Source organism: Xanthomonas sacchari (assembly GCF_040529065.1).
GTDB classification, from domain to species: domain Bacteria; phylum Pseudomonadota; class Gammaproteobacteria; order Xanthomonadales; family Xanthomonadaceae; genus Xanthomonas_A; species Xanthomonas_A sacchari.
This window is the reverse complement of sequence record NZ_CP132343.1, coordinates 1,056,831-1,081,429: the sequence shown is the minus strand read 5'-3', so window position 1 is coordinate 1,081,429 and position 24,599 is coordinate 1,056,831. Positions and strand designations below refer to the sequence as shown.

Annotated in this window: 25 protein-coding genes; 21 read left to right on the top strand and 4 right to left on the bottom strand. The window is 70.3% G+C overall.

What is annotated here, in order from left to right; genetic code table 11:
• Window positions 1–121: 121 nt before the first annotated feature.
• The 8 genes from RAB71_RS04660 (at window position 122) to rlmM (ending at window position 7,696) form a co-directional block, all read left to right on the top strand.
• Window positions 122–1,876 carry a glutamine--tRNA ligase/YqeY domain fusion protein gene (locus RAB71_RS04660; protein WP_010340669.1) on the top strand — a complete coding sequence of 585 codons (1,755 nt, stop codon included), beginning with the start codon at window positions 122–124 and terminating at the stop codon, window positions 1,874–1,876.
• Between the two features lie 431 nt (window positions 1,877–2,307).
• Window positions 2,308–3,279 (top strand): IS110 family transposase, encoded by a 972-nt coding sequence (locus RAB71_RS04655; protein WP_043094910.1) that lies wholly within the window; start codon window positions 2,308–2,310, stop codon window positions 3,277–3,279.
• 101 nt (window positions 3,280–3,380) lie between these two features.
• Entirely contained in the window at window positions 3,381–4,157 is a 777-nt protein-coding gene (locus RAB71_RS04650; RefSeq protein ID WP_010340021.1) for an AraC family transcriptional regulator, read from the top strand.
• A 39-nt stretch (window positions 4,158–4,196) separates the two neighbouring features.
• A complete protein-coding gene (locus tag RAB71_RS04645; protein WP_010340020.1) occupies window positions 4,197–5,156 on the top strand; it encodes a DMT family transporter in 960 nt (319 codons plus the stop codon).
• Window positions 5,157–5,202: 46 nt separating this feature from the next.
• Window positions 5,203–5,583 carry an STN domain-containing protein gene (locus RAB71_RS04640; RefSeq protein ID WP_010340019.1) on the top strand — a complete coding sequence of 127 codons (381 nt, stop codon included), beginning with the start codon at window positions 5,203–5,205 and terminating at the stop codon, window positions 5,581–5,583.
• A gap of 58 nt (window positions 5,584–5,641) precedes the next feature.
• On the top strand, window positions 5,642–6,049 hold the full coding sequence (locus RAB71_RS04635) for a hypothetical protein (protein WP_010340018.1): 408 nt from the start codon (window positions 5,642–5,644) through the stop codon (window positions 6,047–6,049).
• Window positions 6,049–6,609, top strand: coding sequence for a nucleoside deaminase (locus RAB71_RS04630; RefSeq protein WP_010340017.1), 561 nt, complete (start codon window positions 6,049–6,051; stop codon window positions 6,607–6,609). The genes RAB71_RS04635 and RAB71_RS04630 overlap by 1 nt, the downstream gene beginning before the upstream one ends.
• A gap of 22 nt (window positions 6,610–6,631) precedes the next feature.
• Window positions 6,632–7,696: a 23S rRNA (cytidine(2498)-2'-O)-methyltransferase RlmM gene (gene rlmM / locus RAB71_RS04625; RefSeq protein WP_010340016.1), complete on the top strand. Its 1,065-nt coding sequence runs from the start codon at window positions 6,632–6,634 to the stop codon at window positions 7,694–7,696.
• A gap of 48 nt (window positions 7,697–7,744) precedes the next feature.
• Here rlmM and RAB71_RS04620 read toward each other — a convergent pair whose 3' ends face one another.
• Window positions 7,745–8,794 (bottom strand): Gfo/Idh/MocA family protein, encoded by a 1,050-nt coding sequence (locus RAB71_RS04620; RefSeq protein ID WP_234006667.1) that lies wholly within the window; start codon window positions 8,792–8,794, stop codon window positions 7,745–7,747.
• A gap of 191 nt (window positions 8,795–8,985) precedes the next feature.
• Here RAB71_RS04620 and RAB71_RS04615 point away from each other — a divergent pair, with 191 nt between their 5' ends.
• The 4 genes from RAB71_RS04615 (at window position 8,986) to RAB71_RS04600 (ending at window position 11,638) form a co-directional block, all read left to right on the top strand.
• Window positions 8,986–9,885: an SMP-30/gluconolactonase/LRE family protein gene (locus tag RAB71_RS04615; RefSeq protein ID WP_010340014.1), complete on the top strand. Its 900-nt coding sequence runs from the start codon at window positions 8,986–8,988 to the stop codon at window positions 9,883–9,885.
• Between the two features lie 81 nt (window positions 9,886–9,966).
• The gene (locus tag RAB71_RS04610; protein ID WP_010340013.1) at window positions 9,967–10,689 is read left to right on the top strand and encodes a hypothetical protein; all 723 of its coding nucleotides are present in this window, start codon (window positions 9,967–9,969) and stop codon (window positions 10,687–10,689) included.
• A 45-nt stretch (window positions 10,690–10,734) separates the two neighbouring features.
• Complete coding sequence (locus tag RAB71_RS04605) at window positions 10,735–11,130, top strand: hypothetical protein (protein ID WP_010340012.1); 396 nt, start codon at window positions 10,735–10,737, stop codon at window positions 11,128–11,130.
• Between the two features lie 187 nt (window positions 11,131–11,317).
• Complete coding sequence (locus RAB71_RS04600; RefSeq protein ID WP_010340011.1) at window positions 11,318–11,638, top strand: hypothetical protein; 321 nt, start codon at window positions 11,318–11,320, stop codon at window positions 11,636–11,638.
• 193 nt (window positions 11,639–11,831) lie between these two features.
• Here the strand turns inward: RAB71_RS04600 and comJ are convergent, their stop codons facing one another.
• The 3 genes from comJ to ubiH form a co-directional block, all read right to left on the bottom strand.
• Window positions 11,832–12,320 carry a competence protein ComJ gene (gene comJ, locus RAB71_RS04595; protein ID WP_010340010.1) on the bottom strand — a complete coding sequence of 163 codons (489 nt, stop codon included), beginning with the start codon at window positions 12,318–12,320 and terminating at the stop codon, window positions 11,832–11,834.
• 222 nt (window positions 12,321–12,542) lie between these two features.
• The gene (locus tag RAB71_RS04590) at window positions 12,543–13,721 is read right to left on the bottom strand and encodes a UbiH/UbiF family hydroxylase (RefSeq protein ID WP_010340009.1); all 1,179 of its coding nucleotides are present in this window, start codon (window positions 13,719–13,721) and stop codon (window positions 12,543–12,545) included.
• Window positions 13,718–14,932, bottom strand: coding sequence for a 2-octaprenyl-6-methoxyphenyl hydroxylase (ubiH, locus tag RAB71_RS04585; protein ID WP_010340008.1), 1,215 nt, complete (start codon window positions 14,930–14,932; stop codon window positions 13,718–13,720). Before ubiH ends, RAB71_RS04590 begins: the two co-directional genes overlap by 4 nt.
• A gap of 143 nt (window positions 14,933–15,075) precedes the next feature.
• Between ubiH and RAB71_RS04580 the strand changes: the two genes are divergently transcribed.
• From RAB71_RS04580 to RAB71_RS04540, 9 genes are all read left to right on the top strand, one after another.
• Entirely contained in the window at window positions 15,076–15,660 is a 585-nt protein-coding gene (locus tag RAB71_RS04580) for a hypothetical protein (protein WP_010340007.1), read from the top strand.
• Between the two features lie 5 nt (window positions 15,661–15,665).
• Window positions 15,666–16,220 (top strand): cob(I)yrinic acid a,c-diamide adenosyltransferase, encoded by a 555-nt coding sequence (locus RAB71_RS04575; RefSeq protein WP_010340006.1) that lies wholly within the window; start codon window positions 15,666–15,668, stop codon window positions 16,218–16,220.
• 24 nt (window positions 16,221–16,244) lie between these two features.
• Window positions 16,245–17,150: a histone deacetylase family protein gene (locus RAB71_RS04570; protein WP_010340005.1), complete on the top strand. Its 906-nt coding sequence runs from the start codon at window positions 16,245–16,247 to the stop codon at window positions 17,148–17,150.
• A 110-nt stretch (window positions 17,151–17,260) separates the two neighbouring features.
• Window positions 17,261–19,606, top strand: coding sequence for an LPS-assembly protein LptD (lptD, locus tag RAB71_RS04565; protein ID WP_081481854.1), 2,346 nt, complete (start codon window positions 17,261–17,263; stop codon window positions 19,604–19,606).
• Complete coding sequence (locus RAB71_RS04560; protein WP_029561668.1) at window positions 19,603–20,964, top strand: peptidylprolyl isomerase; 1,362 nt, start codon at window positions 19,603–19,605, stop codon at window positions 20,962–20,964. Before lptD ends, RAB71_RS04560 begins: the two co-directional genes overlap by 4 nt.
• A 3-nt stretch (window positions 20,965–20,967) precedes the next feature.
• Complete coding sequence (pdxA, locus tag RAB71_RS04555) at window positions 20,968–21,945, top strand: 4-hydroxythreonine-4-phosphate dehydrogenase PdxA (RefSeq protein WP_010340002.1); 978 nt, start codon at window positions 20,968–20,970, stop codon at window positions 21,943–21,945.
• Window positions 21,946–22,055: 110 nt separating this feature from the next.
• On the top strand, window positions 22,056–22,850 hold the full coding sequence (gene rsmA, locus RAB71_RS04550; protein ID WP_010340001.1) for a 16S rRNA (adenine(1518)-N(6)/adenine(1519)-N(6))-dimethyltransferase RsmA: 795 nt from the start codon (window positions 22,056–22,058) through the stop codon (window positions 22,848–22,850).
• A 333-nt stretch (window positions 22,851–23,183) separates the two neighbouring features.
• A complete protein-coding gene (apaG, locus tag RAB71_RS04545) occupies window positions 23,184–23,567 on the top strand; it encodes a Co2+/Mg2+ efflux protein ApaG (protein WP_010340000.1) in 384 nt (127 codons plus the stop codon).
• Entirely contained in the window at window positions 23,567–24,484 is a 918-nt protein-coding gene (locus RAB71_RS04540) for a symmetrical bis(5'-nucleosyl)-tetraphosphatase (protein WP_010339999.1), read from the top strand. The genes apaG and RAB71_RS04540 overlap by 1 nt, the downstream gene beginning before the upstream one ends.
• Window positions 24,485–24,599 lie beyond the last annotated feature (115 nt).

Sequence of the window (24,599 nt, the reverse complement as noted above, 5' to 3'; positions counted from 1 at the left end):
CTTCTCTCGGGTGAATTGCTCCGCAGCCTACGCGCCAGGACGGCCGCCGACCAGCCCGACCAAGCTAAAGCAGCGCTTTACTTACTATAAACTTGCGCTTTACTTAGTCTCCGACGCGCGCATGTCCGACACCCCCGCCACCGACGCCTCCGCCCCGGCCGAGAAGAAAGACTTCATCCGCCAGATCGTCCGCGAGGACCTGGCCAGCGGCAAGCACACGGCCATCCGCACCCGCTTCCCGCCCGAGCCCAACGGCTATCTGCACATCGGCCACGCCAAGGCGATCTGCCTGGACTTCGGCATCGCCGCCGAGTTCGGCGGGCGCTGCAACCTGCGCTTCGACGACACCAACCCGGCCAAGGAAGATCCCGAATTCGTCGCCGCGATCCAGGACGACGTGCGCTGGCTGGGCTTCGACTGGGCCGAACTGCGCCACGCCTCGGACTATTTCGAGGTGTACTACCTGGCCGCCGAGAAACTGATCCGCGACGGCCACGCCTTCGTCTGCGACCTCTCCGCCGAGCAGGTGCGCGAGTACCGCGGCACCCTCACCGAGCCGGGCCGCGACTCGCCGTACCGCACCCGCAGCGTCGAGGAGAACCTGGACCTGTTCCGGCGCATGCGCGCCGGCGAGTTCCCGGACGGTGCGCGCACCCTGCGCGCCAAGATCGACATGAGCAGCGGCAACATCAACCTGCGCGACCCGGCGCTGTACCGGATCAAACACGTCGAGCACCAGAACACCGGCAACGCCTGGCCGATCTACCCGATGTACGACTTCGCGCATTCGCTGGGCGATGCGGTGGAAGGCATCACCCACTCGCTGTGCACGCTGGAGTTCGAAGACCACCGCCCGCTGTACGACTGGTGCGTGGACAAGGTCGACCTGGCCGGCCACCCGGAACTGCTGCAGCCGCTGCTGGACAAGGGCCTGCCGCGCGAGGCGGCCAAGCCGCGGCAGATCGAGTTCTCGCGGCTCAACATCAACTACACGGTGATGAGCAAGCGCAAGCTGACCCAACTCGTCGCCGAGGGCCTGGTGGACGGCTGGGACGACCCGCGCATGTACACCCTGCAGGGCCTGCGCCGCCGCGGCTACACGCCGGCCGCGCTGCGCCTGCTGGTCGACCGCGTCGGCATCAGCAAGCAGAACTCGGTGATCGACTTCTCGGTGCTGGAAGGCTGCCTGCGCGAAGACCTGGACGCGCACGCCGCGCGACGCATGGCGGTGATCGAGCCGCTGAAGCTGGTGCTGAGCAACCTGCCCGAAGGCCACAGCGAGACGTTGACCTTCTCCAATCATCCCAAGGACGAGGGCTTCGGCACGCGCGAGGTGCCGTTCTCGCGCGAGCTGTGGATCGAGCGCGAGGACTTCGCCGAAGTCCCGCCCAAGGGCTGGAAGCGGCTGGTGCCGGGCGGCGAAGTGCGCCTGCGCGGCGCCGGCATCGCCCGCGTCGACGAAGTGATCAAGAACGACGCCGGCGAAATCATGGAACTGCGCGGCTGGCTCGACCCGGAATCGCGCCCGGGCATGGAAGGCGCCAACCGCAAGGTCAAGGGCACCATCCACTGGGTCAGCGCCGCGCACGCAGTGGAGGCGGAGATCCGCCTGTACGACCGCCTGTTCTCGGTGGAGAAGCCCGACGACGAGTCCGACGGCAAGACCTACCGCGATTACCTCAATCCCGAATCCAAGCGCAGCGTGCGCGGCTACGTCGAACCCGCCGCCGCCCAGGCCGCGCCGGAGCAGGCGTTCCAGTTCGAGCGCACCGGCTATTTCGTCGCCGACCGCTACGACCACCGCGCCGATGCGCCGGTGTTCAACCGCAGCGTGACGTTGCGCGATACATGGAGCGGTGGCCAGGGCGGCGCCTGACGCAATGCGCGTGCGGTCCTCGCGGCCGCACGCGCAGCGCCCCCATAGGCCAGCGCCGGCCGATATCGGCGCCTGGTCTCCGCACCGCAGCATCGCTGGTACACCGCGATGAAACGCTCGAAGCGTCCGTAGGAGCGGCTTCAGCCGCGACGGGCAGGAGCCCAGGGTCGCGGCTGAAGCCGCTCCTTGTATCTGGACATGTCGCCCCTAGACAGGCGTCATGTCTTCCGACTGATCATCGGAGGAGGTGTGGGAGGTCCAGTCGCTCCTAAAGCTTCGAGCTTGCATCGTAGATCGGCTCCGCCCTCCACATGCTGGCCTTTGTGTGTCCGAACGGTATCCAGAGTCCGCCCCCGGGCGTGAACTCGCATCGACAAGGCAGGACCGGGCCCAGCGCCGATCATGACCCTGACACGATGGAGGAATCGCGTATGTCTCCCGTCATCGGCATCGACGTCGCCAAACGCAGTTTCGATGTGGCCATCGATCTGACCAATGGCAAGCACCGTACCAAGGCCAAGTTGTCCAACGACGCCAAGGGCTTCCAGGCTCTGCAGGCATGGCTGCAGACGCATGCGCAGCCCGATAGCTGGATCGCCATGGAGGCCACCGGCACCTACCACCAGGCGCTGGCCGAGTTCCTCCACGCACGCGGCTATCGGGTGTGCGTGCTCAACCCGGCGCAGACGGCCGCGTACGCACGCAGCCAGCTTAGCCGGGTCAAGACCGATCGCAGCGATGCCAAGCTGATCGCCAGTTATGCCCTGCGTCACCGCGAGCAGTTGCGCCGTTGGCACCCTGATCCGCCGGCGCTCAAGCAGCTCAAAGCGCTGGTGCGCCGGCGCCAGGATCTGCAACAGATGCTGCAGATGGAGCGCAACCGGCTGGAGGTCGCTCCGGCCCAGGTGAAGGACTCGATCCAGGTCCATCTGGCCGATCTGCAACACCACATCGCCCAGATCGAGCAGGCCATCGATGACCATATCGACCAGGATCCGACCTTGCGTGGGCAGCGCGAGCTGCTGGTGAGCATCCAGGGCATTGCCGACACCAGCGCGGCCTTGATGCTGGCCGAGCTTGGCGATGTGAGGCGCTTCGCCGATGCCTCGGCGGTTACCGCCTTCGCGGGCCTGAATCCGTGCCTGCAGGAGTCGGGCGAGCGCAAAGGCCACGTCTGCATCTCGCGCACCGGCTCGCCCCGCCTGCGCGCGGGCCTGTTCATGCCGGCCCTGGTGGCCATGACCCACAACCCGATCATCCGGACGCTGAAACAGCGGCTGAGCGAACGCGGCAAAGCCGGCAAGCAGATCGTGTGCGCCGCTATGCGCAAGCTCCTGCACCTGGCCTACGGGGTTCTCAAATCGGGCACCGCGTTCGATCCGAAAAGGGGCCTTGCCTGCTAGGGGGTAAGACGGTATCTACGACGACAGCGCACCATCGGGCTGTTGCGAATCCCCAATCCCCGCCCTTCCACCGCCACCGCCAGCGCGCTAGCGTAACGGGCATGTCCCCCGCCCCTTCCCTGAGCCTGCGCAGCTACGGCCGCGACGGCGCCGCCCATCAGCACGACCACGTGCAGTTGGTGCTGCCGTTGCACGGCTCGATGGAACTGGAGGTGGACGGCCGCGGCGGCTATCTGGACCGTTTCCGCGCCGCGGTGGTCGCGCCGCAGACCCGGCATGCGCAGTGCGCGCTGGACGCCAACCGCTTCCTGGTCGTCGATTGCACAACCGATACCTTTGGCGACTATGCGCTGGAGCGCCTGCGGCGACAGCCATTCCTCGACCTGCCCCCTCCCCTGCAGGATCTGCTCGCCGCCCAGGCGCCGCATCCTCACCTCGCCATCGCCCATGCCGATGCCGGCGCCGCCGTGCTGGCCTGGCTGCAGGCGGGCACCGCGCCGCGCGGCTGGCAGCGGCTGCAGGCACTGTGCCGGCGCATCGAGGCCGCGCCCGGCCAGGACTGGCCGGTGCGGCGCATGGCGCAGCTGGCGCACCTGAGCCCGAGCCGCCTGCACGCCTTGTTTCGCGCTGCATTCGGGCGCACGCCGCAGGACTGGGTGGCGGCACGGCGGCTGGACTGGGTGCGCCGACAGCTGGCACATGGCAACCGGCCGATCGCCGACCTGGCCCAGGACAGCGGCTATGCCGACCAGAGCGCGCTGACCCGCGCGCTCAAGCGCAGCACCGGGCAGACCCCGGCCGCCTACCGCCGCCGTCATCGCCCCGCGTCAGGACAGGAGTCTGGGACAAGCCGGCCGCTGCCGGCGCCGGCATGCTGAGCCGTCACGGCTGACACGGCCGATACGGAAACGAACCGCATGCGCGAACGTCTATGGGCAGGGGTCGGCAGCGGCATGGTCGCGGGCGCGCTGTGGGGCCTGGTGTTCCTGGCGCCGCAACTGCTGAGCGCCTTCTCGCCGCTGCAATTGGCCATCTCGCGCTACCTGGCCTATGGCGCCATCGCCGCCGTGGTGCTGCTGCCGCGCTGGCGCGCCGCCACCGCGCCGCTGGGCGCGGCCGAATGGTGGGCGCTGCTGCGCCTGAGCCTGCTCGGCAACATCGTCTACTATGTGCTGCTGGGCAGCGCGGTGCAGTGGGCCGGCGGCGCCGCCACCGCGCTGATCATCGGCCTGTTGCCGGCGGCGGTCACCGTCATCGGCTCGCGCGCGGCCGGCGCGGTCCGTCTGCGCCGGCTCGCCGCGCCCTGCGCGCTGTGCGTGCTCGGGGTGGCGCTGGTCGCGGTGCAGACCCTGGCCGTCGCGCGGCCGCACATTCCGGCCAGCCGCGGCCTGCGTGCGGCGGGACTGGCCTGCGCGGTCGGCGCGCTGGCGTGCTGGACCGCCTATTCGATCAAGAACGCGCGCTGGCTGCGGCGGCGCCAGGACCTGTCCGGCCGCGACTGGTCGCTGCTGACCGGCGTGGTCACCGGCGCGCTGGCCCTGGGCCTGGCGCTGCCGGCGTTCGCGCTGGCCGGCACGTCGCACGCCGGCCCCGAGTGGATGCGCTTCTGGGGCATGGCGCTGGTGCTGGCGCTGTTCGCCTCGGTGATCGGCAACGCCTGCTGGAACCACGCCAGCCGGCTGCTGCCGCTGACCCTGGTCGGGCAGATGATCGTGTTCGAGACCGTGTTCGCGCTGCTGTACGGCTTCCTGTGGGAGCAGCGCTGGCCGACCGCGCTGGAACTGCTGGCGATCGCCTGCCTGCTCGGCGGCGTGCTGTGGTGCACCCTGGTGCATGCGCGGCCGCAACCCGCCGTGCGCGAAGCCAAGCCCGGTTAAGCGGCGCTGCCTAGACTTGCGCAGGTCCTCCCACGGGAATCGCGCCATGCACACCGTCCTGCGCCGTTGCTGCCCCGCTTTCGTCCTGGCCGCCGCACTGGCTGGCTGCCACGCCTCCAACGCGCCATCCGGCGCGGCGCCGAGCCCGGCCGCCAACGCCAGCGCACCGGCGGCAACCGGCAAGTGCGACGCCGTCCCCGACCACGCCTACGACCTGCCGGCCGGGCGCTTCGATGAGGTCGCGCAGCAACTGGCCCACGCCACCGGCTGCATGGTCGTGTACCGCGATCCCGGCCTCGCATCGTTGCCGGTCAACGCGGTGAAGGGACAGATCAGCATCCGCCAGGCGCTGCACCAGGCACTGGACGGCACAGCGTTGCGGATCGCGCAGGAGAACGCGGACACGATGACGGTCGTGCGCCGCTGAGCCGGCGGCGGCGCAGGGGTTGCTACCATGGCCGCACTCCACCGCACGGAAGGTCGCCATGTCCCGCCATTTCGCGTCGATGCTGTGTTCCCTGTGCCTGCTCGCCGGCATGCTGCTGTCCAGCGCCTGCGCGCGCAGCGAAACCGCCAAGCCGGCGGTGCCGGCGCCGGCGCAAGCGGCATCCGCACCGGGCCTGCCGATCAAGGTCGACACCAGCTGCCGCACCGATGCCGACTGCACGATCAAGAACGTCGGCAACTGCTGCGGCGCGATGCCGGCCTGCGTCAACCGCGACAGCCCTACCGATCCGCAGGGCGTGATGGCGCAGTGCCAGGCCAGCGGGCGCATGAGCGTGTGCGGCTCGCCCGCGATCGCCGGCTGCTCGTGCGTGGCCGGGCAATGCAGCGCGCGCCCCGCGCAAGCCGATACACTGCGCGCCCCCCAGCCTGCCGAACCCGTCCGCTGATGCTCTACGCGCAAGTCCACCTCACCCTGCCCGCCTGGATCCACGACGCGGTCGATCCGCAGGCCGTCTACGCCAGCGACGCCGACAAGGTCGCGCTGGCGGTGGAACTGTCGCGGCTGAACGTGGACGCCGGCAGCGGCGGCCCATTCGGCGCGGCGGTGTTCGGCCCGGACCACCGCATCATCGCCGTCGGCGTGAACCGTGTGGTGCCGCAGACCACATCGCTGGCGCATGCCGAGAACATGGCCTACATGCTGGCCCAGCAGCGCCTGCAGACCCCACGGCTGAACGCGGTGCTGTCGCCGGTGACCCTCGCGACTTCCTCGCAGCCATGCTGCCAGTGCTACGGCGCCACCATCTGGGCCGGCATCGACCGCCTGCTGATCGGCGCCAGCGCCGAGGACGTGATGGCGCTGACCCCGTTCGACGAAGGCCCGCTGCCGGCGGACTGGGTGGGCGAACTGCAGCGCCGCGGCATCGAGGTGGTGCGCGGCCTGCACCGCGACGCCGCCTGCGCGGTGCTGCGCCGCTACGGCGAACTCGACAGCCCCCGCTACTGACGCCGCCGGCGAAGGCTTGCCCATGTCCTCCGAGAACGGCCCGCTGGTCCATGGCCTGCTGTGCTACTGCCGGCCCGGCTTCGAACCCGAACTGGCCGCCGAGCTCAACGCCCGCGCCGGCGAGGCCGGGCTGGCCGCCTACGCCCGCACCGAGCGCAACAGCGGCTATGCGCTGCTGCTCAGCGACACCGCGGTGCCGGCGCAGGCGCTGCCCTGGCGCGGGCTGATCTTCGCCCGGCAGAAGCTGCAGTTGCTGGCCGACCTGCGCGAGTTGCCGGCCAGCGACCGCATCGCGCCGATCCTGCAGGCGCTGGCCGGACAGCCCCGCTTCGGCGACCTGTGGGTCGAACATCCGGACTCGGACGCCGGCAAGCCGCTGTCGGGCCTGGCGCGCAGTTTCGGCAACGCGCTGCGCCCGGCGCTGCGCAAGGCCGGCCTGCTGAGCGACAAGCCGCAGCCGCGGCTGCCGCGCCTGCACGTGTGCTTCGTGACCGGCACGCACGCCCTGCTGGCGGTGGCCGACAGCGAGGACAGCGCGCCGTGGCCGCTGGGCATCCCGCGCCTCAAGCTGCTGCCGGAGGCGCCTTCGCGCTCGGCGCTGAAACTGGAGGAAGCGCTGCTGGCGCTGCTGACCCCGCACGAGCGCGAGACGCTGCTGCGCCCGGGCATGCGCGCGGCCGACCTCGGCGCCGCTCCAGGCGGCTGGACCTGGGTGCTGACCCGCCAGCACCTGCACGTGACCAGCGTGGACAACGGCCCGCTGCGCCAGCATGTGCTCGACAGCGGCCTGGTCGACCACCTGCGCGCCGACGGCTTCCACTGGAAACCGCCGCAACCGCTGGACTGGATGGTCTGCGACATGGTCGAGCAACCGCGCCGCGTCGCCGAGCGCATGGCCACCTGGTTCCGCGAGGGATGGTGCCGGCACGCGATCTTCAACCTGAAACTGCCGATGAAGAAGCGCTGGGACGAGACCCGGCTGTGCCTGGACCTGTTCGCCGAGCGCGCCGAGCGTCCGCTGCAATTGCGTGCCAAGCAGCTCTACCACGACCGCGAAGAGATCACGGTGCTGGCGATCCCGCGCTGAGCGGCCGCGAGCATCCGACCCGTTTCTTCGTATTGGCTCCGCCCACCGCTACAACACGATCCGCGCCCCGTCCTCCCGCGCCGAGCGCTGGATGGCATCGACGATGCGCATATCGCGCAAGCCTTCCTCGCCAGGCACGCGCAGCGGTGTGCCCTGCAGGATCGCCAGCGCGTCCTCGTCCATCTGTAGCGCCTGCTGGTGGCGCACCCGCGCGTCGAACAGGCGGCCATCGCTGGCCCGGCCGCGCACGCCGTCGTAGGCCTGGAACGGCGCCAGTTCGTACCAGCCATTCGCGCACTCGGCGCGCAGCAGGTTCATGGTGCGGCCGAAGCTGGCCGCGCAGCTGGCGGTCACCTCGTGCGGGAACTCCAGGGTGAAGTGCATGTGCTCGTCGACCTCGTCGAACAGCGCCGGCCGATCGGTGGAACGCCGCGCGCTCACCGCCAGCGGCTCGGAGCCGATCGTGTAGCGCGCGGCGTTGAGCGGATACACGCCCATGTCGTACATCGCACCGCCGCCGTACTGCGCGCGCAGCCGCCACGGCCGCTGCGCCGGGTCGGTGTCGCCATAGCCGGCGTAGCCCGCCTCGGCGCGCACGCTGCGCATCGCCCCGAACGGGCGTTCGCCGGCCAGGGCGATGAGGCGCCGGGTGTTGGGCTCGTGCTGCATGCGGTAGCCGATGCTCAGCCGCACCTTGTTGCGCGCGCAGGCCTCGATCATCGCCTGCGCCTGCGCGGCATGCAGCGCCATCGGCTTCTCGCACCACACGTGCTTGCCGGCGGCCGCGGCGCGGATGCTCAGCGGCGCATGCAGATGGGTGGGCGTGACCACGTAGACCACGTCGATATCCGGGTTGTCGGCGATGCGCTCCAGCTCGTCGTAGCTGTAGACGTTGCGATCGGGGATGCGGTAGCGCGCCTGCCACTGCGGGATCTTCTGCGGCGAGCCGGTGACGATGCCGGCCAGGCGGCAGTGCTTGGTCAGGGTGAGCCCTGGAGCCAGGCGGCTGCTGGCGTACTCGCCGAGCCCGACCAGGGCCACGCCCAGCGGCTTGCGGCGACGCGCCGGCGTGGCCGCCCATGCGGACGCTCCGAGCATGCCTGCGGCGGTGGCGGAGAGGCCGGCCAGCAACAGGCGGCGGCGATTCGGCGAGGACGGCTCCATGCGCAACTCCGACCGGAAGGATGCTCCACCCTAACCGCTCGTGCGGCATCGGCACTGTGAGCGCTATCGCGCGATGCGCCGGGGCCTCTGGCACACTGCCGCCTCCCCCGCCGTCCGGACACCCGATGCGCTGCCGCCCATTGCTCGCCGCCCTCGCCCTGCTACTGGCTGTCCCGGCCGGGGCGCAGGAGCCCCTGTTCCACGCCCGCGACCTGGTCGGCGATGGCGTGTTCACCGACAAGATCGAAGGTCCTGCGACCGGCCCCGATGGTGCGCTGTACGTGGTCAACTTCGCCCACGACGGCAGCATCGGCCGGGTCCAGCGCGATGCCGACGGCCGCGGGCAGGCCACTCTGTTCGTCGATCTTCCTGAGGGCAGCATCGGCAACGGCATCCGCTTCGACCGCCGCGGGCGCATGTACGTGGCCGACTACGGCAAGCACCGCATCCTGCGCATCGCCCTGCCGAACAAGCGCATCGAGGTCTATGCCACGCTGCCGGGCGCGTTCCAGCCCAACGACATCGCGATGGCGCCGGACGGCACCCTGTACGCCAGCGACCCGGACTGGAAGCACGACGGCGGCCAGCTGTGGCGCATCGACCGCGACCGCAGCGCGCATCTGATCGAGACCGGCATGGGCACCACCAACGGCATCGAGGTCAGCCCCGACGGCAAACGCCTGTACGTCAACGAGAGCGTGCAGCGGCGGATCTGGGTCTACGACCGTGCGGCCGACGGCAGCGTCTCGAACAAGCGGCTGTTCGCCAGCTTCGCCGACGCCGGCCTGGACGGCATGCGCTGCGACGTCGACGGCAACCTGTACGTGGCCCGCTACGACGCCGGCAAGGTGATCGTGCTGGCGCCCGACGGCACGCTGCTGCACGAGGTCGCGACCAAGGGCCGCAAGCCCACCAACCTGGCCTTCGGCGGCGCCGACGGGCGCGATGTCGACGTGACCCTGCAGGACCGTGGCGCGATCGAGACCTTCCGCAGCGACCGCCCCGGGCGCGAGCACGGACGTTGATGGGATGCGTATCGCAGCGGTGTCTCAGCCCGCGCAATGGCTGCCTGGCATCCTGGCTGCACTGACTGGAGGGCCGCGCACATGCAGCCGATCGAACTGAACAACCCGGCCGGCTTCGCCGACGAATTCCTGCGCCTGACCCTGTTGCAGGGCTTCCAGTCGCTGACCAAGCGCGACCTGGAACTGCTGATCTTCGTGTTGCTGGAACGCGACGGCGCGATCTCGCGCAGCGATTCCAACAACGCGGTGGCGATGCGCCTGCGAGTGACCCCGGCAAAGGTCAAGGGCCTGCGCCGCGACGGCTATGCGCGCTGGCGCGCGCTGGTGCCCGAGGACAACGAGGCGGCGCTGCAGCGCATCGTCGCCACGGTGCTCACCGAGGACAACCTGCGCGCCGGGGCCAAGCACGTCAGCGAGCGCAGCAAGAAGGACGGCTTCCTGGCGATCCGCATCGAACACCCCGACGACCAGCAGCGCTTCGAACAGGCCATCGTCGACGTCGGCGCCATGCCCGTGTACGAGCGCAACCGCGACGTGATGGCGGTGCGCTTCGACACGCTGCTGAAGATCGCCGAGCGCTGGGGCTATCTGCAGCCGGAGCCGGAGAAGGTGACGCAGGAACTGCAGAAGCTGGCGCCCACCGCCGAGGAGGTCGCCGACCTGTTGAAGAAGGACGTGAGCAAGCTACGCTGGGAGGACGTGCGCCGCGCCCTCAACAGCCTCGGCGCCAAGGCCGTCGCCAGCACTGCCGAGGGCGGGCTGAAGGGCCTGTTGAAGCTCGCGTTTCCGTTCATCCCCGGCTGAGCGCCGGGGCCGCCATCCATCGCCATACCGGAGTTCGTCGTGTCCATGTCCTGCCGTTCCCTCGTCCTGCTCTGCTGCCTGTGCGCCTGTGCCGCGCCGGCCGCGGCGCAGAATCTCAACAGCACCTCCAGCGCCACTACCGAACCGCTGCGGGATGCGCCGGTCAACGTGCGCGCGCAGCCGCTCAGCAACGGTGTGGTCACCCACCAGGTGCAGTTGCCGGCCACGCCCGGCGAAGCGCAGGTGACCGTGCGCAGCATCCAGCCGGACCGCGTCGCCGGCAGCTACCGCATCGATTTCGAAGCGCTGGACACCGACCACGACGGCTACATCAGCCGCAGCGAAGCGCAGGCCAATCCGTCGCTGGCCGACGAGTTCGACGCACTCGACACCACCCACAGCGGCCGCCTCAGCCGCGCGCAACTGGCCGGTTGGCTGTAACCGCAGCGACATGCGTCCCGGCGCCGCCATGAAGGACGCCGGGACCCATTCGATCGCAGTCCAGGACACATTGGAAACGCTTGCTAAACGGCGCCGGCGCACACGTGCGAAGGCCCGATTTTTTTAGCGTCGATTAATTCGGCCAGGCCTATGTTCTTGACTCCTTCCCAGCAACAGGAGTCGTGCCATGAACCGCATCGTTCCTCGTCTCGTCCCGTTCGCGTTTGCGCTGCTTGCCGCGCCGGCGCTGGCCATGGCGCAGTCGGCGCCGGACGAAGTGACCCTGCACCAGAACGGCCAGATCATCAATGTCACCTCGGTCGAACCGAACTCGATCGTCGGCGACTACCACATCGATTTCGCCAAGCTCGACCGCAACCATGACGGCTACATCAGCCGCGCCGAAGCCAAGGCCGACCCGACGCTGTACGCCGAGTTCGACGCCGTCGACGTGCATCACCACGGCCGCCTGAGCAAGGCCGACCTGGAAGGCTGGATGTCGACGTGACGCGACACACGCGTCGATCGGTTCGCGTCCTTCCCACCACACGCGCCGCCTGCGGCCTCCCCGCCGCATGCGGCGCGATTGTTTTCCGAAGCGGCAACACCGCGGACAGCAATGACGCCCAGAGCGTCGCTCGACCGCTTCAGCGCAACTGCCGCAAGCGCATCGATCGCCTCGCCCACCGCGCTGCCGAGCGCTACAGCATGCCTTCCTGCAGCGGCGCATCCTGCGTTCCGCCCCAGGGATCGTCCAGCAGATAACGCGCCGCCACCGGCTGCGTCGCCGGCACCAGGGTGAGCCGGTAATACACCTCGTCGTCGCCTTCGCAGACTTCGTAGTACAGCGCGTAGTCGCCAGGCTGCAGCGCCAGTGTCACATCGAAGGCCTCGGCAGCGGACGCCACCTGCACCCGCGCGTCCGGATGCACCCGGAACGGCACCTGCATGCGCCGCTGCGCACGCGGATCGGGCGCGAACGCCTCGGCCAGCACCAGGTGCACCTGCGCGCCGAACGCGTCCTCGGGCAACGGATCGAACACCACGTAGTCGCGATGCAGGATCGCGCCCTGCTCCAGGTTGCGCGGCCCCCAGCGGCAGGCGGCCTCGTCGAAGGCGCGGGCGCGCAACTGCACCTGGCTGTGGGAAATCAGCAGATCCACGGTCTGCGTCTGTGTCGCGTCTTGCATCGTCGTCCTCCATGGCAGGGACGCGGCCTGCGTGCTGCGCTTCGCGCCCTACCCTCACCCCAACCCCTCTCCCGAAGGGAGAGGGGCTCAAGCAAACCAGCCGAAGCTGGCGCTTCCTTCTCCCTCCGGGAGAAGGTGCCCCGAAGGGGCGGATGAGGGTACGGGCGCCGCTCGACGCGGGTGGTCGAATCTGCAGCCGCCGCGTCCGGCCGGAGCGTGCGGTCACACGCCGGAAGCGCGCTTCCAGAAACCGTGCATCAACAAGGGCAGCTTGCCGGCCAGGCCCAGCAGCGGACCGCGCAGCAGGGTCAGGTGCAGCTCATCGTTGGAGAACAGGCGGTTGATCGCATCGAAGCCGTAGGCGGCCACGGTGTTGTCGCTGCGGCGGCCGCGCGCCCAGCGTGCCAACCGCTGCGGCGCCGCCCAGTCGACCCGCTGCGCCTGCGCCTGCCGCACCAGCGTCGCCAGCGCGGCGACGTCGCGCAGGCCCAGGTTGACGCCCTGCCCGGCCAGCGGATGTACCACGTGCGCGGCGTCGCCCAGCACCAGCAGGCGGCCGCGCTGGTAGGCCTCCACCAGTTGCCGGCGCAGCGGGAACGCCAGGCGCGGCGACAGCGCGCGCACCGCGCCCAGGCGGGCGCCGAAGGCCTGGGTCAGCTCGGCGCCGAAGGCCGCATCGTCCAGCGCCAGCACCCGCGCCGCCTCGGCCTCGGGCAAGGTCCACACGATCGAGCTGCGGCCGTCGGCGAACGGCAGGAACGCCAGCGGCCCGCCCGGCAGGAAGCGCTGCCAGGCAGTGTCCTGGTGCGGTTGTTCGGTCTGTACGAAGGCGACCACGCCGCGCTGGCCGTAGTCGTGCGCCGGCGCGTCCAGCCCGGCCAGCCCGCGCAGGGTGGAATCGGCACCGTCGGCGGCGATCGCCAGGCGCGCGTCGAGGCGGCTGCCGTCGTCCAGGCGCAGGCGCGCGCGTTCGGTCGAGGGCTCCAGCGCCTCCACTCGCGCCGGGCAGTGCACCTGCACGCCGGCGGCCGGCAGCGCCGCCCACAGTTGTTCGACCAGCAGGCTGTGTTCGACGATCCAGCCGAGTTGGTCGCGCCCCAGGGTGTCGGCGTCGAAGGCCAGTTCGCCACCGCCGCCGGCATCCCACACGCGCATGCGCCGGTACGCGCTGGCGCGTTGCGCCAGCACCTGCGGCCACACGCCCAGGCCCTGCAGCAGCGCCGCGTTGTCCGGGGCGAAGGCGTAGACCCGCAGGTCCGGCGTGTCCGCCGACCAGCGTGGCGGTTCGCGGCCCTCGACCAGCGCCACCGCCAGGCCTTCGCCGGCCAGGGCCAGCGCACAGGCCGCGCCGACCACGCCGCCGCCGACCACCACCACATCCAGCACGCCGCGCCGGCTCATGCGCGCGTCTCCCGGCACAACTGCGGCACATCGCCGCGGAAGCCCATCGCGCCACCGACCAGGAACGACTGCAACGGCGCGGCCTGCGCCGCCGCCAGCAGGCCCAGGCTGCGCAGCGGGCGCAGCAGCGTGGCCGGGTTGGCGGTCAGCCGCGCCAGCCCGCCGGAGAACGCCACCGTACGTTGGCGATCCTGCTCGCGACGCTGCGCGTACTGCTGCAGCAGCGCCGGCGCGCCCGGGTCGGTGCCGTCGCGCTCGATCAGTTCGGCCAGGGTCAGCGCATCGCGCAAGCCCAGGTTGAAGCCCTGCGCGCCCAGCGGGTGCAAGGTCTGCGCGGCATTGCCCAGCAGCACCGCGCGCGCGTCGGTCAGCCGCTCGGCCAGCACCTGCACGATCGGGTAGGCACTGCGCTCGCCACTGCCGAGCAGGCGGCCGACGCGCCAGCCCAGCGCGTCCTGCAGCCGCTGCAGCCAGGCGCCTTCGTCCAGCGCCGCCACCGCATCCGCGTCCTCGGCGGCGACCGCGTGGATCGCGCCGTAATGGCGGTCGCCGCGCGGCAACAAGGCGGTCGGACCGTCGTCGCGGAAGCGCTCGTAGGCGGTGCCGTCGGGCTGGCGGCTGCCGCGCACCCGCGCCACGAACAGGGTCTGCTGGAAATCATGGCGCGCCGCGGCGATACCCAAGGCCTCGCGCACCGCGCTGGCGCTGCCGTCGGCGCCGACCAGCAGACGCGTGTGCAGGACCTGCTCGCTGCCATCGCGCGCGATGCGCAGGCGGCGCTCGCCCTCCTCGGTGCCGGCCTCCAGCGCCACGAACTCCGCCGGGCGATAGCGGGTCAGCCGCGTGGTCGCCGCCAGGCTGGCCTCCAGCGCCTCGCCGAAGTCACGCGCGACCACCACCTGGCCGAAGGCCTCTCGCCCGTAGTCGGCCGCCTCCAGCCGCACCCGGCCGAAATCGCCGGCGCGACTGACGTGGATGCGGCGGATCGGGCCGGTCGGCGCGCGCAGCCGCTGCATCACCCCGAGCGCGCTCAGCGCGTTGACCGTGGCGGCGGCGAAGCTGAGGTTGCGCTGGTCGAACACCGGCGGCAACGCGCCCGGCGGCGCGGCCTCGACCAGGCCCACGTCCACACCCAGCCGGTCCAGGGCGATGGCCAGGCTGGCGCCGACCAGGCCGCCGCCGACGATCACTACGTCATGTCGTTTGCTCATCCGGCCATGATACGACCGGCACCCGTCTGGCCGGTGAGCGCCACCGCCCAGCTTGCGCACCGTGGCGGCAGCGGCGCACGGCGCTCGCGCGCGCCGCGCTTCCAGTAGAATCCGGGGTCTTACGTGCCCCGGTGCCCGCCGCCATGACGCCTTCCGCCCACCGCCTCCCCGCCCTGCTGCTGTTGACCGCGCTGCTGGCCGCGACCCGCATCAACCACTTCGGGGCGATCCCGGACGCGTCGTGGGCGGTGTTCTTCGTCGGCGGTTTCTACCTGCGCAGCTGGACCCGCTGGGCGTTCCCGCTGCTGATGGCGCTGGCGGTGCTGGTCGACTACCTGGTCATCCGCAGCCAGGGCCTGGATTTCTGGCAGCACTACTGCGTGTCGCCGGCCTACTGGTGCCTGATCCCGGCCTACTTCGTGCTGTGGGCCGGCGGCGCCTGGCTGGCGCAGCGCTACCGCGGCGCCGACTGGCGCGCCCTGGGCCTGGCCGCCGGCAGCCTGCTGGTGGCGGTGGCGTTGTGCCACCTGCTGGCGCAGGGCAGCTTCTACTGGGTCAGCCGCAGCGTGCCGAACCCGACCCTGGCCGGCTGGTGGCAGAACTACAGCGACTGGCTGCTGCCCTACCTGGGCAGCGCCAGCCTGTACGTGGCGCTGGCCGCCGCGGTCCAGGTCGGCGTCGAGCAACTGGCGCGGCTGGGCCAGCGCGGCCAGCCGGTCGGTCACTGACCGGGATGGGCAACCGCCTCTCCAAGATCTACACCCGCACCGGCGACGACGGCAGCACCGGCCTGGGCGACGGCAACCGGGTCGGCAAGGACTCGGCGCGGGTCGCCGCCTACGGCACCGTGGACGAGGCCAACTCGGCGATCGGCGTGGTCCTGGCCTGCCCACTGGCCGAGGACGTGCGGCAGCTGCTGACCGCGATCCAGCACCAGTTGTTCGACCTCGGCGGGGAGCTGTGCATCCCCGGCCACGCCGCGATCCATGCCGCCGACATCGACGCGCTGGAACGGCACCTGGACCGCTACAACGACACCCTGCCGCCACTGCAGGACTTCATCCTGCCCGCCGGCGGCGAAGCCGCGGCGCGCTGCCACCTGGCTCGCACCATCGTGCGCCGCGCCGAGCGCGAGACGGTGGCGCTGTCGCGGCAGGACGCGGTGCGCCCGGAAGCGGTGCGCTACCTCAACCGCCTGTCCGACCTGCTGTTCGTGCTGGCGCGGGTGCTGGCGCGGGCCGACGGCCACGGCGAGGTGCTGTGGCGCCACGACCGGCGCCAGGCCTGATCAACGCCCGGGCCGCGGCCGCGCATGCTGATCTACACCCATCCTGCCTGCCTTGGCCACGCGCCCGGACCGGAACACCCGGAACGTCCGCAGCGCCTGGAGGCGGTGACCACCGCGCTGCGCGAGGCGTTTCCTGCGTTGGAATGGCGCGAGGCCCCGCTGGCCAAGCTCGGCGACCTGGCCCGGGTCCATGAGCGCGACCTGATCGACCGCGTCCTGGCCGATCTCGACGGCCCGCAGATGCTCGACGTGGACACGGTACTCTCGCCCGGCTCGCGCGCCGCCGCCCTGCGTGCCGCCGGCGCCGGCGTGGCCGCGGTGGACGCGGTCATGCACGGCGTCAGCGACACCGCGTTCTGTGCGGTGCGCCCGCCCGGCCACCACGCCACCGCCGACACCGCGATGGGCTTCTGCCTGTTCAACAACGTCGCCGTGGCCGCCGCGCATGCCCGCGACGCGCACGGCCTGGAGCGGATCGCCATCGTCGATTTCGACGTGCATCACGGCAACGGCACCCAGGCGATCTTCGAGCGCGAGCCGAAGGTGCAGTACCTCAGCACCCACCAGTCCGGGCTGTTCCCGCATACCGGCGGGGTCCACGACCGCGGCGTCGGCAACCTGCACAATGCGCTGCTGCCGCCAGGCAGCGGCGGCTTCCGCTTCCGCAACACCTGGGCCGACCAGATGCTGCCGCTGCTGGATACGTTCAAGCCGCAGTTGCTGCTGATCTCGGCCGGCTTCGACGCGCACATGCGCGATCCGCTGGCCGACCTGATGCTGGACACCGAGGACTTCGCCTGGATCACCGCCGAGCTGCGCGCGGTGGCACAGCGGCACGCGCGCGGCCGGGTGGTGTCCCTGCTGGAGGGCGGCTACGACCTGCAGGCCCTGCGCGAGGGCAGCGTCGCCCACGTCGACGCGCTGCGCTGAGCGCCCCGCAGGCCCGATGAACCCCGTCCCCTGCCCCGGGGACGCCTTCATTGCCCCTATGCACAGGATGGGGCAAGCTAGCGACCGTTTTCGCCCGATACCTGACGCGCGTGCGCCGAACCCTTCGCCTGCTCCCTCTTCCGTTCAGTATCGCCCTGTGCCTGCCGGCAGTGGCGGCTGAAAAGCCGCCGAACTGGGGCCTGTGCCCGACTCCGGACGTGCTGCCCAAGTTCGACGACGCGCAGCAGCCGGATCCCAAGCTCGCGCAGAACCGCGACCAGCAGCCGACCAATATCGAAGGCGACCAGCTGTCGGGCACCACCACCATCCCCAACTACACCGGCAACGTCGCGCTCAAGCGCGGCGACCAGTTCATGGGCACCGACAGCCTGCGGGTGGACACCGAGACCGGCAACTACATCGCCGAGGGCCACGTGCGTTACCAGGATTCGTCGATCCGCATGATCGCCGACCGCGCCGAGGGCAATCAGGACACCGATACCCACAAGATCACCAACATCCGCTACCAGCTGCTGGCGCGCCGCGGCAACGGCAAGGCCGACTCGGTCGACCTGCAGGGCGCGCTGGGGCAGATGCACCGCTCCACCTACACCACCTGCGACCCCTCGCAGCGGGTGTGGGAACTGCATGCGCCGGAAATCGACGTCGACAACGACGAGGGCTTCGGCACCGCGCGCAACGCGATCCTCAAGGTCTACAACGTCCCGATCCTGTACGCGCCCTGGTTCAAGTTCCCGATCGACGATCGCCGCAGCAGCGGCTTCCTGTTCCCGGCGATCGGCATGTCCAGCCGCAACGGCTTCGACTACACCCAGCCGTACTACCTGAATCTGGCACCGAACTACGACGCCACCCTGTATCCGCGCTTCATGGCCCGCCGCGGCCTGATGCTGGGCAGCGAATTCCGCTATCTCTATGATGGCGGCAAGGGTGAACTGCAGGCCGCCTACCTGCCCGACGACAAGCTGCGCGACAAGGATCGCGGCCGGTTCGGCTACCAGGGCTACCACAACATCAATTCGCAGTGGCAGGCGCGCGCCTCGCTGGCCTGGGTCAGCGACGAGCGCTACACGGAAGATTTCTCCAACCGCCTGCTCGGCAATGCGGTGTCCAACATTCAGAGCCAGATCGGCGTCTACGGCACGGGCGACACCTGGACCGCGGGCGTGATGGCCGACCGCTGGCAGCTGACCGACTACACCCTGACCGAGGACGCGCTGCCGTACAACCGCCAGCCGCGCGCCTTCTTCAACTGGGACCAGTCGTTCGGCAACTATTTCGAAGCCGGCCTGTACAGCGAGGCGGTGCGGTTCGTGCACGACGACATCCATGCCAAGGACGCGCTGTACGAGCGCACCGGCGTGGTCACGCCGCGCCCGGGCGGCAGCCGCTTGGACCTCAAGCCCTACATCTCGATGCCGCTGGCCGGCGCCGCCTGGTTCCTCAAGCCGACCCTGGCCTGGCGCTACACCGCCTATCAACTCGACAAGGATCTGGCGGCCACGCTGGGCGGCGATACCACGCCCTCGCGCAGCCTGCCGATCGCCACCGTCGATGCAGGCGTTTACTTCGACCGCGATACCAAGATCGGCAACACCAACTATCTGCAGACCCTGGAACCGCGGCTGTTCTACCTGTACACCCCGTACCGCGACCAGAACGACCTGCCGATCTTCGATACCCGCGAGTTCACCTTCAGCTGGGGCCAGTTGTTCCGCGATTCGCGCTACACCGGCGCCGACCGCCAGAACGACGCCAACCAGCTGACCATGGCGTTGAGCTCGCGCCTGCTGCGCCAGGACGACGGCAAGGAAAAGCTGTCGGTCAGCCTCGGCCAGATCCTGTATTTCAGCGATTCGCGGGTCAGCCTGCCCAACAGCGACACCACCATCGAGCAGGGCAAGTCGGCCTGGGTGGCCGATGCCAACTACATGATCAACGACCGCTGGAACCTGGGCGCCACCTACCAGTGGGATCCCAAGTACCGGCGCAAGGACCTGGCCAGCTTCCGCGCGCGCTATCTGATGCCGGGCGACGGCATCGTCAACATCGCCTACCGCTATCGCCGCGACCTGCTGGAGCAGGCCGATGTGTCGTTCCTGTACCCGATCAATCCGACCTGGAGCGTGGTGGGCCGGCATTACTACTCGCTGATGGACAAGAAGCCGCTGGAAAGCATCCTCGGCGTGCAGTGGGACAGCTGCTGCCTGGCGGTGCGGGCGCTGGCGCGGCGCTACGTGCGCAACCGCACCGGCGCGCTGGATACCGCGTTCCAGGTCGAGTTCGTGCTCAAGGGCCTGTCGTCCCTGGGCCAGGACACGGACCGCGTTCTGCGCCGTGCTATTCTCGGCTACAACCGCGACGACCTGTACTTGGTCCCGCCCAGCAACACCACGACCGATCCGGACGCTTACGATCCGAACCAGATTCCATGACCAAGACCCTTTCTGTATTTCTCGCCGCTCTGATGGCGGTCGCCGGCGTGTCCGCTCCGGCCGCCGCGCAACAAACCCAACCGCTGGACCGCATCGCCGCGGTGGTCGACGAGGATGTCGTGCTGCAGAGCGAACTGGATCGTGCCGTGCGCAACGTGAAGGCGCAGTATGCCGGCCGCGAGGCGCAGCTGCCGCCGGATAACGTGCTGCAGCGGCAGGTGCTGGAGCGCCTGGTCCTGGTCAAGCTGCAGGTCGCGCGCGCCAACAGCACCGGCATCCGCGTCGGCGACGACGAACTGAACCGCGCCATCGCCAGCATCGCCCAGCAGAACGGCACCGACGTGGACGGCCTGCGCAAGAAGCTGGCCGCCGACGGCATGTCCTACACCGACTTCCGCAACTCGGTGCGCGACGAAATCACCGTGCAGCGCCTGCGCCAGAGCTTCGCGCAGAGCCGCATCAACGTCAGCGAGGCCGAAGTCGACGCAGCGCTGGCGCAGCAGGCCACCACCGGTGCGCAGTACCACCTGGCGCACATCCTGGTCGGCCTGCCGGAAGGCGCCACCGCCGAGCAGATCAAGACCGCCCAGGGCAAGATCGACGGGGTCAAGAACCTGATCGACAAGGGCGAGATCGACTTCAACGCCGCCGCGGTGCGCTACTCCGACAGCCCCAATGCGCTGGAAGGCGGCGACCTGGGCTGGCGCAGCCTGGATGAAATCCCCAACGCGTTCGCGCAGCTGATCCGCGACATGAAGCCGGGCCAGGTGGTCGGCCCACTGCGTGGCCCCAGCGGCTTCCAGCTGCTGAAGCTGGTCGAGGTGCGCGACGCCTCGGCCAATCCGGAAAAGAAGACCGTCACCGAGTACCACGCCCGCCACATCCTGATCCGGGTCAACGATGCGCAACCCGATGCGGCCGCCAAGGCCAAGATCGAGACCCTGCGTGCGCGCATCGCCGGCGGCGCCGACTTCCAGGCCGTGGCCAAGGAAGCGTCGGAAGACACCAACAGCCGCAGCCAGGGCGGCGACCTGGGCTGGTTCCCGGCCGACGCGTTCGGCCCGGACTTCGGCCACCAGGTCGCGAGCCTGCAGGACGGCCAGGTATCGCAGCCGTTCCGCACCGAGGCCGGCTGGCACATCGTGCAGCGCGTCGGCGAGCGTCAGACCGACGTGACCAGCGATACCCAGCGCGCCCAGGTCCGCGAGACCATCGGCCGCCGCAAGCTGGAAGAGGAATACAACCGCTTCCTGCAGGAAATGCGCGGCGAAGCCTATGTCGACCTTCGCGTGGGCAACACCGACGCCGCCACTGCGCCGGCGGCCACGCCCGCGCCGGCGCCCGCCGCCAAGCCCTGACCCATGCGCCCCTCGCTCGCGCTGGTGCCGGGCGAGCCGGGCGGGATCGGCCCGGAGCTGTGCGTGCGGCTGGCGCAACAGCCGCGCCACGACTGCCAGCTCCTGGCCTTCGCCGATCCCGACACCTTGCGCGCCGCCGCGGCGGCGCTGGCGCTGCCGCTGCAGCTGCTCCCCGAATCCAGCCCCGCCCTCGCCCCTGGCGACCTGCGCCTGCGCACGGTCGCCAATGCCGTGCCCAGCCGCTTCGGTGCGACCGAACCGGCCAATGCCGCGGCGGTCATCGGCGCCCTGACCCAGGCCGCCGATGCCTGCCTGCGCGGCGAACTGGCCGGCATGGTCACTGGCCCGGTGCACAAGGCTGCGATCAACGCCGGCGGCATCGCCTACACCGGCACCACCGAACTACTGGCCCAGCACGCCGGCCGCGAGGTGGTGATGATGCTGGCCAACGCCATCGTGCGCGTGGCCCTGGTCACCACCCATCTGCCGCTGCGCGCCGTCGCCGATGCGCTCACGCCGGCCCTGCTGGAACGCAGCCTGCGCATCACCGAGGCCGCCTTGCGCCGCGAGTTCGGCATCGCCGCGCCGACCATTGCGGTGCTGGGGCTGAACCCGCATGCCGGCGAGGACGGCCACCTGGGCCTTGAGGAAATCCAAGTGATGCAGCCGGTGCTGGACGCCTTGCGCGCGGAAGGCATGCGCCTGCTCGGCCCGCTGCCGGCCGATACCGCGTTCCTGCCGCAGAAGCTGGCGAGCGTGGACGCGGTGCTGGCGATGTACCACGACCAGGGCCTGCCGGTGCTCAAGTACAGCGGCTTTGAACAGGCGGTGAACCTGACCCTGGGCCTGCCCTACCCACGCGTGGCGGTCGACCACGGCACCGCGCTGGAGCTGGCCGGCCGCGGCGTGGCCGACCCGTCCAGCCTGTTCGCCGCCACTGTGCTTTGCGCGCAACTGGCCGCGCGCAGAGGGACTGCGTAGGAGCGGCTTCAGCCGCGACCGGGCGTTTCCGATCGCGCCCTGTCGCGGCCGTAGCCGTTTCTACACGTACAGCGCGCGCCATCGCGGCGCATGCCGATAAAATGCCCGCCATGACTTCCTCCTCCGGCTTCGGCGCCCCGGCCAAGAAATCCCTCGGCCAGCACTTCCTCAGCGACCGCCACTACATCGACAGCATCGTCCGCGCGGTCGATCCCAAGCCGGGCGATCGCCTGGTGGAGATCGGTCCCGGCCAGGGCGCGATCACCTTCCCGCTGCTGCGCCGCCACGGCCGGCTGACCGTGATCGAGTTCGACCGCGACCTGATCGCGCCGCTGACCGCGGCGGCGGCCGACGTCGGCGAACTCACGATCATCAACCGCGACGTGCTGTCGGTGGATTTCGCCGCCCTGGCCGAGGGCACGCCCATCCGCCTGGTCGGCAACCTGCCCTACAACATTTCCTCGCCGATCCTGTTCCATGCGCTGGACCACGCCGCGGCGATCGCCGACATGCACTTCATGCTGCAGAAGGAAGTGGTCGACCGCATGGCCGCCGATCCGGGCAGCAAGGTCTACGGTCGGCTCAGCGTCATGCTGCAGGCGTATTGCGAGGTGACCTCGCTGTTCGTGGTGCCGCCGGGCGCGTTCCGGCCGCCGCCGAAGGTGGACTCGGCGGTGGTGCGGCTGGTGCCGCGGCCGCCGCAGACGGTGGGCATCGCCGATCCCAAGCGCTTCGCCGACGTGGTCCGCGCCGCGTTCGGGCAGCGCCGCAAGACCTTGCGCAACGCCTTGAACGGCGTCTGCGATGCCGCCCAGTTCGAGGCCGCAGGCGTGCGCCCGGACGCGCGCGCCGAGCAACTCGAGGTCGCCGACTTCGTGCGCCTGGCCAACATCGCGCAAGCCTGAGCGGACGTCGCGCGCGGCGCGCGCATGCATGCGTGGTGCGAACCTCTGCGCGCGCGTTGCTCCGCTCCTTGCATGCCGGCGCAGGCGTCGCCGACCTGCACCGTAGACATGGTGATGACGGCACCGCCTCGACACCGCAGCGTGGCAAGCCGCACAACACAGACCGCCACCGCGAACGACGGCCCTCCTGCACACTGCCCGCGGCAACAACAGGCCCGCACGGGCGGCTCGCGCAGGCGGCAGCCAGGGCCACTGCCACGCGTCAGCCGCCTGGTAGTGACAACCGTTGACGCATCTCGCCTCAAACGGCAAAACACGCTCTAAACTGTGGGGATGAACGATGACGCCCCCTATCGGATCGAGGTCGAAGTGTCGCCCCGATTCCTCGACGACCAATCGGCGCCGGAGGACGGACGCTACACGTTCGCCTACACGATCCGCATCCACAACCGCGGCCGCGTCGCCGCGCGGCTGATCGCCCGGCACTGGGAGATCACCGACGGCAACGGCCGCATCGAACGCGTAGACGGCGACGGCGTGGTCGGCGAGCAGCCGCGGCTGCGCCCGGGCGAGGATTTCCGCTACACCTCCGGGCTGGTGCTGGAGACCGAACACGGCACGATGCGCGGCCACTACGACATGGAGGCCGACGACGGCACCCACTTCATCGCCGCGATCGCCCCGTTCGTGCTGTCCGTCCCACGGACCCTGCACTGATGGCGGTCTGGGCGATCGGCGACCTGCAGGGTTGCTACGACATCACCCAGCAACTGCTGGAGAAGATCCGCTTCGATCCGGCGGTGGACCGGCTGTGGTTCTGCGGCGACCTGGTCAACCGCGGCGGGCAGTCGCTGGAGACCCTGCGCCTGGTGCACTCGCTGCGCGAACACAGCGTGGTGGTACTGGGCAACCACGACCTGTCGCTGCTGGCGATCGGCGAGCGCAGCCCGGACGAGCAGCGCAAGGTCAACCCGGACCTGCAGCGCATCGTGCTGGCCGAGGACCGCGACGAACTGCTGACCTGGCTACGCATGCAGAAGCTGCTGCACGCCGACCGCCAACTCGGCTGGATGATGATCCACGCCGGCCTGGCGCCGAAGTGGACCACCGCGCTGGCCGAGAAGCACGCGCGCGAAGTCGAGCAGCAACTGCACGGCAACGGCTACCGCAAGCTGTTCCGCAACATGTACGGCGACCGCCCGGCGTGGTCGCCGGGCCTGACCGGCTACGACCGCTCGCGCGCGATCATCAACCTGTTCACCCGCGCCCGCTACTGCACCCCCCGCGGGCGCATCGCGATCGAGGAAAAGGGCACGCCCGGCACCCAGGCACAGGGCCTGTACCCGTGGTTCGAGGTGCCGGGTCGGGTCGAGCGCGACCTGAAGATCGTCTGCGGACACTGGTCGACGCTGGGCCTGACCATCACCCAGGGCGTGCACGCGATCGACACCGGCGCGGTCTGGGGCGGCAAGCTCACCGCCCTGCGCCTGGACAGCGAGGACCTGCAGGTCGTGCAGGTCCCCGGCCGCCCGGTGCAGGGACCGCCGCCAGCGGCGCGCAGTGGCACCCCACGGCGGCGCAGCGCGCCGCACCGTGGACAGGCGCCGGCTGCGTGTGCGCCCGAGCAGGAATAGGTCTAACGCGAGACGTTGCGGTTTTGCAGGAGCGGCTTCAGCCGCGACAGGCGTTCCCGGGAATGCGCGTCGCGGCTGAAGCCGCTCCTACGACAATCCCGGCATGCACGCCGGT

Excerpts from the sequence above, each read along its gene's own strand:
- rsmA (WP_010340001.1), top strand. The coding sequence starts at position 22,056 with ATGACTTCCTCCTCCGGCTTCGGCGCCCCGGCCAAGAAATCCCTCGGC.
- RAB71_RS04560 (WP_029561668.1), top strand. The coding sequence starts at position 19,603 with ATGACCAAGACCCTTTCTGTATTTCTCGCCGCTCTGATGGCGGTCGCC.
- RAB71_RS04620 (WP_234006667.1), bottom strand. The coding sequence starts at position 8,794 with ATGCTCGGAGCGTCCGCATGGGCGGCCACGCCGGCGCGTCGCCGCAAG.
- pdxA (WP_010340002.1), top strand. The coding sequence starts at position 20,968 with ATGCGCCCCTCGCTCGCGCTGGTGCCGGGCGAGCCGGGCGGGATCGGC.
- rlmM (WP_010340016.1), top strand. The coding sequence starts at position 6,632 with ATGTCCTCCGAGAACGGCCCGCTGGTCCATGGCCTGCTGTGCTACTGC.
- RAB71_RS04655 (WP_043094910.1), top strand. The coding sequence starts at position 2,308 with ATGTCTCCCGTCATCGGCATCGACGTCGCCAAACGCAGTTTCGATGTG.
- RAB71_RS04580 (WP_010340007.1), top strand. The coding sequence starts at position 15,076 with ATGACGCCTTCCGCCCACCGCCTCCCCGCCCTGCTGCTGTTGACCGCG.
- RAB71_RS04615 (WP_010340014.1), top strand. The coding sequence starts at position 8,986 with ATGCGCTGCCGCCCATTGCTCGCCGCCCTCGCCCTGCTACTGGCTGTC.
- RAB71_RS04630 (WP_010340017.1), top strand. The coding sequence starts at position 6,049 with ATGCTCTACGCGCAAGTCCACCTCACCCTGCCCGCCTGGATCCACGAC.
- RAB71_RS04575 (WP_010340006.1), top strand. The coding sequence starts at position 15,666 with ATGGGCAACCGCCTCTCCAAGATCTACACCCGCACCGGCGACGACGGC.
- RAB71_RS04650 (WP_010340021.1), top strand. The coding sequence starts at position 3,381 with ATGTCCCCCGCCCCTTCCCTGAGCCTGCGCAGCTACGGCCGCGACGGC.
- RAB71_RS04605 (WP_010340012.1), top strand. The coding sequence starts at position 10,735 with ATGTCCTGCCGTTCCCTCGTCCTGCTCTGCTGCCTGTGCGCCTGTGCC.
- RAB71_RS04610 (WP_010340013.1), top strand. The coding sequence starts at position 9,967 with ATGCAGCCGATCGAACTGAACAACCCGGCCGGCTTCGCCGACGAATTC.
- RAB71_RS04540 (WP_010339999.1), top strand. The coding sequence starts at position 23,567 with ATGGCGGTCTGGGCGATCGGCGACCTGCAGGGTTGCTACGACATCACC.
- ubiH (WP_010340008.1), bottom strand. The coding sequence starts at position 14,932 with ATGAGCAAACGACATGACGTAGTGATCGTCGGCGGCGGCCTGGTCGGC.
- RAB71_RS04635 (WP_010340018.1), top strand. The coding sequence starts at position 5,642 with ATGTCCCGCCATTTCGCGTCGATGCTGTGTTCCCTGTGCCTGCTCGCC.
- RAB71_RS04640 (WP_010340019.1), top strand. The coding sequence starts at position 5,203 with ATGCACACCGTCCTGCGCCGTTGCTGCCCCGCTTTCGTCCTGGCCGCC.
- comJ (WP_010340010.1), bottom strand. The coding sequence starts at position 12,320 with ATGCAAGACGCGACACAGACGCAGACCGTGGATCTGCTGATTTCCCAC.
- RAB71_RS04660 (WP_010340669.1), top strand. The coding sequence starts at position 122 with ATGTCCGACACCCCCGCCACCGACGCCTCCGCCCCGGCCGAGAAGAAA.
- RAB71_RS04645 (WP_010340020.1), top strand. The coding sequence starts at position 4,197 with ATGCGCGAACGTCTATGGGCAGGGGTCGGCAGCGGCATGGTCGCGGGC.
- RAB71_RS04600 (WP_010340011.1), top strand. The coding sequence starts at position 11,318 with ATGAACCGCATCGTTCCTCGTCTCGTCCCGTTCGCGTTTGCGCTGCTT.
- RAB71_RS04590 (WP_010340009.1), bottom strand. The coding sequence starts at position 13,721 with ATGAGCCGGCGCGGCGTGCTGGATGTGGTGGTGGTCGGCGGCGGCGTG.
- RAB71_RS04570 (WP_010340005.1), top strand. The coding sequence starts at position 16,245 with ATGCTGATCTACACCCATCCTGCCTGCCTTGGCCACGCGCCCGGACCG.
- apaG (WP_010340000.1), top strand. The coding sequence starts at position 23,184 with ATGAACGATGACGCCCCCTATCGGATCGAGGTCGAAGTGTCGCCCCGA.